Origin of the sequence: Spirillospora sp. NPDC049652 (genome assembly GCF_040675125.1) — a bacterium.
Taxonomy (GTDB): Bacteria; Actinomycetota; Actinomycetes; order Streptosporangiales; family Streptosporangiaceae; genus Spirillospora.
Genome location: NZ_JBFAOF010000376.1, coordinates 1 through 6418, shown reverse-complemented (window position 1 = coordinate 6418; position 6418 = coordinate 1). Strand labels below are relative to the sequence as shown.

The window sequence follows — 6418 nt, the reverse complement described above, 5'->3', positions numbered from 1 at the left end:
CCTCGGCGCGCTCGCCCTCGGGTACGGCTCGGACAAGTGGGGCGTCCTGCACCGCTTCACTCCGCACTACGACCGCCACCTGCGCCGCCTGCGCGCCGACGCCGTCCGCGTCCTGGAGATCGGGGTCGGCGGCTACGCGTTCATGCCGGGCGGCGCGTCCCTGCGGATGTGGAAGCGCTACTTCCACCGCGGCCAGATCTTCGGCATCGACATCTTCGACAAGTCCGTGCTGGACGAGCCCCGCATCACCACCCTGGTCGCCGACCAGAACGACCCCCGGCAGATGCACGACCTGGCCGAGCGGCACGGCCCCTTCGACGTCATCATCGACGACGGCAGCCACGTCAACCGGCACGTCCGCACGGCCTTCCACGCCCTGTACCCGCATCTGAACCCCGGCGGCGTCTACGTCATCGAGGACCTGTGGACCGCGTTCTGCCCCGGCTTCGGCGGCCAGGACACCCGTCACCCGGGCCCTGGGACGTCCCTGCACCTCGTCCGGGACCTGGTCGACTCCATCCAGTACGAGGAGCACCCGGACGGTCCGTCCGCCGGCCCCGACTCGGTGGCCGCCACCACCACGGGCCTGCACGTGTACCACAACATCGCCTTCATCGAGAAAGGCGTGAACGCCGAGGGCGGCGTCCCCCGCTGGGTGCCCCGCGACTTCGCCGCCCTGGTGGACATCGACACCCCGCCCACCCGTTGGAGCACCACCGAGTAGCGGCCTCGTCTTTAGGGGCCGAGCTGCTGTTTCAGGGCGTCCAGCAGGCGCCGCTCGGACGGGCTGAGGTCGGCGTAGGGAGTGACGCCCTCGGGGTGCGGCTTCACGGCGACGGGCGGCGGATCCTCGGCCTGGTCAGCGGTGTCGGCGGTGTCGGCGGTGGAGGCGTCGGCCGCGCTCCGGCGAGCGCGGGTCGGCGCCTCGTTCGCCGCCCGTCGCAACGCGTCGAAGACTTCGGCGCACGGCCAGGCGTTGGCGCCCATGTACATGAGGCCGAGCCGCAGCGTCCGGCAGAACCGGAGCCACGAGGAACGCATGTCAGGCATGGGGCCACTTCCAGGTCGTCGGTTCGGTCCTGAGACTCGTCCGCGGTGCTCAGGGGGAGGTCGACGGGCGCTCGAGCATCGCGCCACCGTCGGAGCCCGCGGGTTTGGTGAGGACGACGAGGGTCTCGTTGTCGTCCAGGCGAATGCGGCGGGCGGCGGTGAAGCCCACCCCGCGGGCCATGTCTTCCAGGTCGGACGCGGTGTACTCGGCCCCGTCGGCGGTCACCAGGGCCATCGTGAGGCTGGCGACCAGGTTCTCCACGTGGGAGCGCGCCTCGTCCAGCATGCGGTCGTAGACCAGCAGGACGCCGTTGGCCGGCAGCGCGGCATAGACCTTGCGCAGCAGCTCCTCGCGGCGCGCTGCAGGCCAGTTGTGCAGGACGTGGCCGAGGATCACCACGTCCGCGCCCGGCAGCGGGTCACGGAAGAAGTCGCCCGCGTGGAACCGGGTCGTGGACGCTGCGCCGGCCGCGGCCATGTGTTCGGCGAAGACCGGTGCCAGCTGCGGCAGGTCGAAGACGTGGCCGCGCAGGGTGGGATGCGCCCGGACCAGGTGCGCCACCAGGTCGCCTCGGCAGCCGCCCACGTCCAGGACGTCCGTGCGGGCCGTCCAGTCGACCGCCTTCAGCAGACCGGGCAGGACGGGACGCACCGCGCCGGCCATCATCGCGGCGTAGCGGCGCAGGGCCGGCGGGTCGTCCAGCATCGCGGCGAAGTCGTCGTCGGCCGAACGCGGGATCCCGGTGCGGAGCGTGTCGGCGAGGCCCGCCCACAGCGGGTACAGGTTGGCTTTCGCGCCGAGCAGTGCGCCGCCCACGTAGCCCGGCCGCCCGGCGACCAGGTGGCGGGACGCGGCGGGGGAGTTGCGGAAGCGGCGGTCGTCCTCGCGCAGGAGGCCGAGCTCCACCAGCAGGGCCAGCAGGTCACCCAGGCCGCGCCCGTTCAGGCGGAGGCCGCGGCGCAGTTCGGCCTCGGTCGCGGGGGCGGTGTCCAGAACGGTGAACAGGTCCAGTTCGACCGCGGTGCAGACCGCCTGCGCGCGTGCGAAGCCCGTCGTGGTGTGCAGGATGCCGGCTAGCACGGACGGTATTCCAGCAGTGCCAGATCACCGGGCGCCGGGTCGTTGGCCTGGGCGAATCCGGCCGCGGAGGCGATGCGGTTCCATTCGTCCCGGTCGCGTTCCCGGCCGCCCAGGACGGCCATCGCCTCGACGTCGATGAGCTTGCCCACGTCGTGGCCGCCCGGACCGTCCAGCAGCAGGTCCAGGATCAGCAGGCGGGAGTCGCCGTCGCCGATCGCCTCGCGGACGCGGCGCAGGATCAGTTCGGCGTGCTCGTCGTCCCAGTTGTGCAGGGTGTGCTTGATGAAGTAGGCGTCGCAACCGGAGGGGACCTCGCGGAAGAAGTCGCACGGCACGATCGTCACGCGGTCGGCGACCCCCGCCGCGGACAGCACCCGCGCGGCCTCGGCGGCGGTGTGCGGCTGGTCGGCCAGGACGCCGGTGCAGCCGGGGTGGCGGCGGAGGATCTCGGCGAGGAACTGGCCGTTGCCTCCGCCCACGTCGGCGATCCGGGCGAACCGGCCGAAGTCGAACGAGGCGAAGATTCGGTCGGTGGCCGGGTAGCGGTTCTGCCGCATCGCCCGGTCGAACAGCTCACCGGCGGCGGGGTTCTTGCGCGTGTGCTCGTAGAACGACATCCCGAACGCCTCGTCGAAGGCGGGACGACCCGTCCGGACGGTGTGCGCGACGTTCTCGTACGGACGCCACAGCATCGGGTCGGAGGCGAACAGGAACATGTCGCGGATGCCGCCCGGGGCGTCGGTGACGAGCCCGGCGGAGGCGGGCGTGAGGGCGAAGGACCCGTCCGCACGGTGCTCGATGATGTCGGCCGCGGCGACCGCCCGCAGCACCCGGTACAGCGCGTCGGCGTCGACGCCGAGACGCGCGGCGAGTTGCGCGGCCGTGCGCGGGCCGTCCGCGAGCAGGTCGGGCACGCCGAGCTCGACCACGGCGCGCAGCGCGCCCAGGGTCCACTTGGCGGCGAACAGCCCGAGGACCCGCTGCTGGGCGGGCAGGCCGAGATCGACGCTCGTCATGTCGTCCTCCATCAGATGGTCTTGAGCATCCCGGCGTCGATGGTGTACTCCGAGCCGGTCACGCTGGGCACCGCTCCGGACGCCAGCAGCACCACCAGCGACGCCACCTCGTCCGGTTCGATGAGGGCGCCGGTGGTCAGGCCGTTCATCGCGGGCACGGCCGCCTGGAACTCCTCGGCGGTCATGCCGAGCTTGGCCGCCATGTCCGGGTTGGACCAGATACGGCTGCGCGTCGGTCCGGGCGAGACCGTGTTGACGCTGACACCGAGCGGGCTGAACTCGACCGACAGCGACTTGCCGAGGTTCACCACGGCGGCCTTGGCGGCCGCGTAGTGCGCCAGGTGCGGGTCGGCGAGCCGGGCGCTGACCGAGCCGATGTTGACGATCGCGCCGCGCCTCTCGATCAGGCTCGGCAGCGCCGCGCGGACGGCCCGGACCGTGCTGAGCAGGTTCACCTGCAGCGTCCGCAGCCACACCTCGTCCTCGATGTCGAGGAAGCCGGCGGCCCACTTCACCCCGCCGCCGACCACGTTGACCAGCACGTCCAGCCCGCCGAACTCGGCGAGCGCGCGCTCGACCAGCAGCCGGGGCCCGTCGGCGGTGGCGAGGTCGACCTCCATCGCGTGCGGGGTGGCGGCGCGCAGCGCGTCGTTCAGCGTGCGCGACCCGCCGAGCACCCGCGCGCCCGACGCGGCCAGCGCCCGGACGCTGGCCAGCCCGATCCCGCTGCCCGCACCGGTCACCACGGCCGTCCGGCCGGACAGGTCAACCCGCATCGCGAGCCCCCCGGAAGCGCATCGGCAGATGCTTGACGCTGTTCATGAAGTTGGTCGTCGGACGCACCGGCGGGCCGGTGACCTCCATCCGGGGCAGCAGCGGCACGGCCGCCGACAGGAACTCGCGCAGCTCCATCGTCGCCAGCCCGTTGCCGATGCAGAAGTGCGGTCCGCCGCCGCCGAACGCCACGTGCGGGTTCGGCGAGCGCCCGACGTCGAAGCGGTCGGGCTCGTCGAAGACCGACTCGTCCCGGTTCGCCGAGGTGTACCAGACGACGACCCGCTCGCCCGCCGCGATCGGCTGCCCCGCGACCTCGGTGTCGGTGACGGCGCGGCGCGCGAAGTGCGTCACCGGGGTGACCCACCGCAGGACCTCCTCCACCGCGGACGGCAGCAGCTCCGGGGAGGAGCGCAGCCGCGCGAGCTGGTCGGGGAACTCCAGCAGCGCCAGGACCGCGCCGGTCACCGCGCAGTACGTCGTCTCGCTGCCCGCGGTGATCAGCGTCGTCGCGAACACCCCGGCCTCCTCCGGCGTCAGCCGGTCGGGCAGGCCCAGCCGGTCGTCCCGCAGCCGCGCGCCGAGCACGATCGAGAAGAAGTCGTCGGCCGGACGCCGCGCGCGCAGCGCCGCGAAGTCCAGGAAGTACTCCAGCAGCTTCTGGAACAGGTCCTCCTCGGGCGAGTCGTACTCCGGGTCGCCGAGGTTGACCGTCTGCCGGGCCCAGCCCAGCACCGTGTCCCGGTCGCCGTCCGGGACCCCGAGCAGGTCGGCCAGCACCTCGAACGGCAGCCGCAGCGCGACGTCCTCGGCCAGGTCGAACTCGCCGCGCCGGCGGCACCGGTCCAGCAGGTCGGCGACGATCGCGCGGACCCGGTCCTGGAGCGCGGCCATCCGCGCGGGCGCGAACGCCTTGAACGTCAGCCGCCGCATCCGGACGTGGTCCGCGCCGTCCAGGAAGGTGATGATCGGGTCGTTCTGGTCCCGTTTGCGCACCGAGGTCATCGTCGTGGGGCTGGACGAGAACCGCTCGGTGTCGCGGGAGACCGCGGCGACCTCGGCGTGCCGGGTCACGTACCACAGCGGTTCGCCGTCGGTGTCGTGGCCGAGCGGCAGCCCGGGCGTCGCGCGCAGCCTGCGGAGGTACTCGTGGGGCATGCCGTCGCGGAAGGACGCCGGGTCCATCAGGTCCAGGTCCTGGACGGCCTCGCGCGCGCTCACCACGTCACCGGGATCTCGCTGAAGCCCTCCATGAAGCCGCCGAGGCCGCGGGGCAGCCGGGCGCCCGGGACCGCCAGGCGGATGTCGGGGAAGCGGCGCAGCAGGCTCTCGGTCGCGACCTGCAGCTCCATCCGCGCGAGCGCCGCGCCGGCGCAGTAGTGGATGCCCGCGCCGAACGTCATGTGGTGGTTGTCCGGACGGCGCAGGTCCAGGGTGAACGGGTCGGGGAACACCGACTCGTCCATGTTGGCCGACTCCTCCGACAGCAGCACGCTGCTGCCCTTGGTGATCACGGTGCCGTCGGACAGCTCGATGTCGGCGGTCGCCAGCCGCAGGGTCCCGATGGACGAGCCCATGATCTGCGTGCGCAGCAGCTCCTCCACGGCCGGCTCGACCAGGGAGAAGTCCGCCTTGATCTGGGCGACCAGGTCGCGGCGGTGCAGCAGGACGGCGGTGCCGGTGCCGATCTGGCTGGCGGTGGTGACGTACCCGGCGATGAGCAGCGACCGCGTCCAGAAGTGCAGCTCGTACTCCGACAGCCGGTTGTCGTCCTCGTCCCGGACCTTGATGAGCGCGCCGATCAGGTCGTCGGACGGATGGGCGCGCTTGTGCTCGATCAGCTCGCCGAGGTAGGTCCACAGGCCCTCGCGGCACTCGGCGACCTGCTCTCGCGGCAGCTTGGTCACCGACAGGAACCCGTCCACCAGTCGGCGGAACTTGTCCCTGTCCTCGGCCGGGACGCCCAGCAGTCTGCAGATCACCAGGATCGGCAACGGGAACGCCAGCGCCTCGTTGAGCTCCGCCGTCCGCGGCCCCTTGGCCATCTCGTCCAGCAGCTCGTCGGTGACCTGCTGCGCGAAGGGCCGCAGCGCCTCTACCCGGCGCGCCGTGAACGCCCTGGTGACCAGGCCGCGCACCCGCGTGTGGGCCGGCGGGTCCGCGTCGATCTCCGGGTCGGTGAACAGTTCGTTGTCGGCCGACACGCGCGCGACGTCCGGCCGCGCGATGTTCTTGCTCAGCCGCTCGTCGGAGAACAGGTTCCGGACGTCCTTGTACCGGGTCACCATCTGGGCGGTGTCGCCGCTGGGCAGCCGGACCTCGACGAGGGCCCGGTCCCGCAGCCCCCGCAGGGCCCCGGGCACCTCCATCGGCGGCGTCCACTCGAACGGATAGGGAATCGGGTTCATGGGCCGCTGACCTTTCGTTGGGGAGAGGACGGGCGCAGGCAGCAGTCGGCGAAGGCCAGCTCGTGTCGGACGCCCCGCGCGAACCGGTC

7 protein-coding genes are annotated in these 6418 nt (G+C 72.4%); 1 reads left to right on the top strand and 6 read right to left on the bottom strand.

The window, feature by feature from the left end; genetic code table 11:
- A partial coding sequence (locus tag AB0J52_RS22515) for a class I SAM-dependent methyltransferase (RefSeq protein ID WP_500183873.1) occupies positions 1 to 724 on the top strand: 724 nt, incomplete at its 5' end.
- A gap of 11 nt (positions 725 to 735) precedes the next feature.
- Here AB0J52_RS22515 and AB0J52_RS22510 read toward each other — a convergent pair.
- Genes AB0J52_RS22510 through AB0J52_RS22485 form a run of 6 tightly spaced genes read right to left on the bottom strand, consistent with a single transcriptional unit; the run spans position 736 to position 6329 of the window.
- Positions 736 to 1050, bottom strand: coding sequence for a hypothetical protein (locus tag AB0J52_RS22510; protein ID WP_500183871.1), 315 nt, complete (start codon positions 1048 to 1050; stop codon positions 736 to 738).
- 49 nt (positions 1051 to 1099) lie between these two features.
- Positions 1100 to 2131: a methyltransferase gene (locus tag AB0J52_RS22505; RefSeq protein ID WP_500183870.1), complete on the bottom strand. Its 1032-nt coding sequence runs from the start codon at positions 2129 to 2131 to the stop codon at positions 1100 to 1102.
- The gene (locus AB0J52_RS22500; protein ID WP_500183868.1) at positions 2125 to 3147 is read right to left on the bottom strand and encodes a methyltransferase; all 1023 of its coding nucleotides are present in this window, start codon (positions 3145 to 3147) and stop codon (positions 2125 to 2127) included. The genes AB0J52_RS22505 and AB0J52_RS22500 overlap by 7 nt, the downstream gene beginning before the upstream one ends.
- A gap of 11 nt (positions 3148 to 3158) precedes the next feature.
- Positions 3159 to 3923, bottom strand: a complete 765-nt coding sequence (locus tag AB0J52_RS22495) for an SDR family NAD(P)-dependent oxidoreductase (RefSeq protein ID WP_500183866.1) — start codon at positions 3921 to 3923, stop codon at positions 3159 to 3161.
- The gene (locus tag AB0J52_RS22490; protein ID WP_500183865.1) at positions 3913 to 5142 is read right to left on the bottom strand and encodes a cytochrome P450; all 1230 of its coding nucleotides are present in this window, start codon (positions 5140 to 5142) and stop codon (positions 3913 to 3915) included. The genes AB0J52_RS22495 and AB0J52_RS22490 overlap by 11 nt, the downstream gene beginning before the upstream one ends.
- A complete protein-coding gene (locus AB0J52_RS22485; RefSeq protein ID WP_500183864.1) occupies positions 5139 to 6329 on the bottom strand; it encodes a cytochrome P450 in 1191 nt (396 codons plus the stop codon). The genes AB0J52_RS22490 and AB0J52_RS22485 overlap by 4 nt, the downstream gene beginning before the upstream one ends.
- Positions 6330 to 6418 lie beyond the last annotated feature (89 nt).

Bases quoted from the DNA above. Each gene is read 5' to 3' on its own strand.
- AB0J52_RS22510 (WP_500183871.1), bottom strand. From the start codon at position 1,050: ATGCCTGACATGCGTTCCTCGTGGCTCCGGTTCTGCCGGACGCTGCGG.
- AB0J52_RS22500 (WP_500183868.1), bottom strand. From the start codon at position 3,147: ATGACGAGCGTCGATCTCGGCCTGCCCGCCCAGCAGCGGGTCCTCGGG.
- AB0J52_RS22495 (WP_500183866.1), bottom strand. From the start codon at position 3,923: ATGCGGGTTGACCTGTCCGGCCGGACGGCCGTGGTGACCGGTGCGGGC.
- AB0J52_RS22485 (WP_500183864.1), bottom strand. From the start codon at position 6,329: ATGAACCCGATTCCCTATCCGTTCGAGTGGACGCCGCCGATGGAGGTG.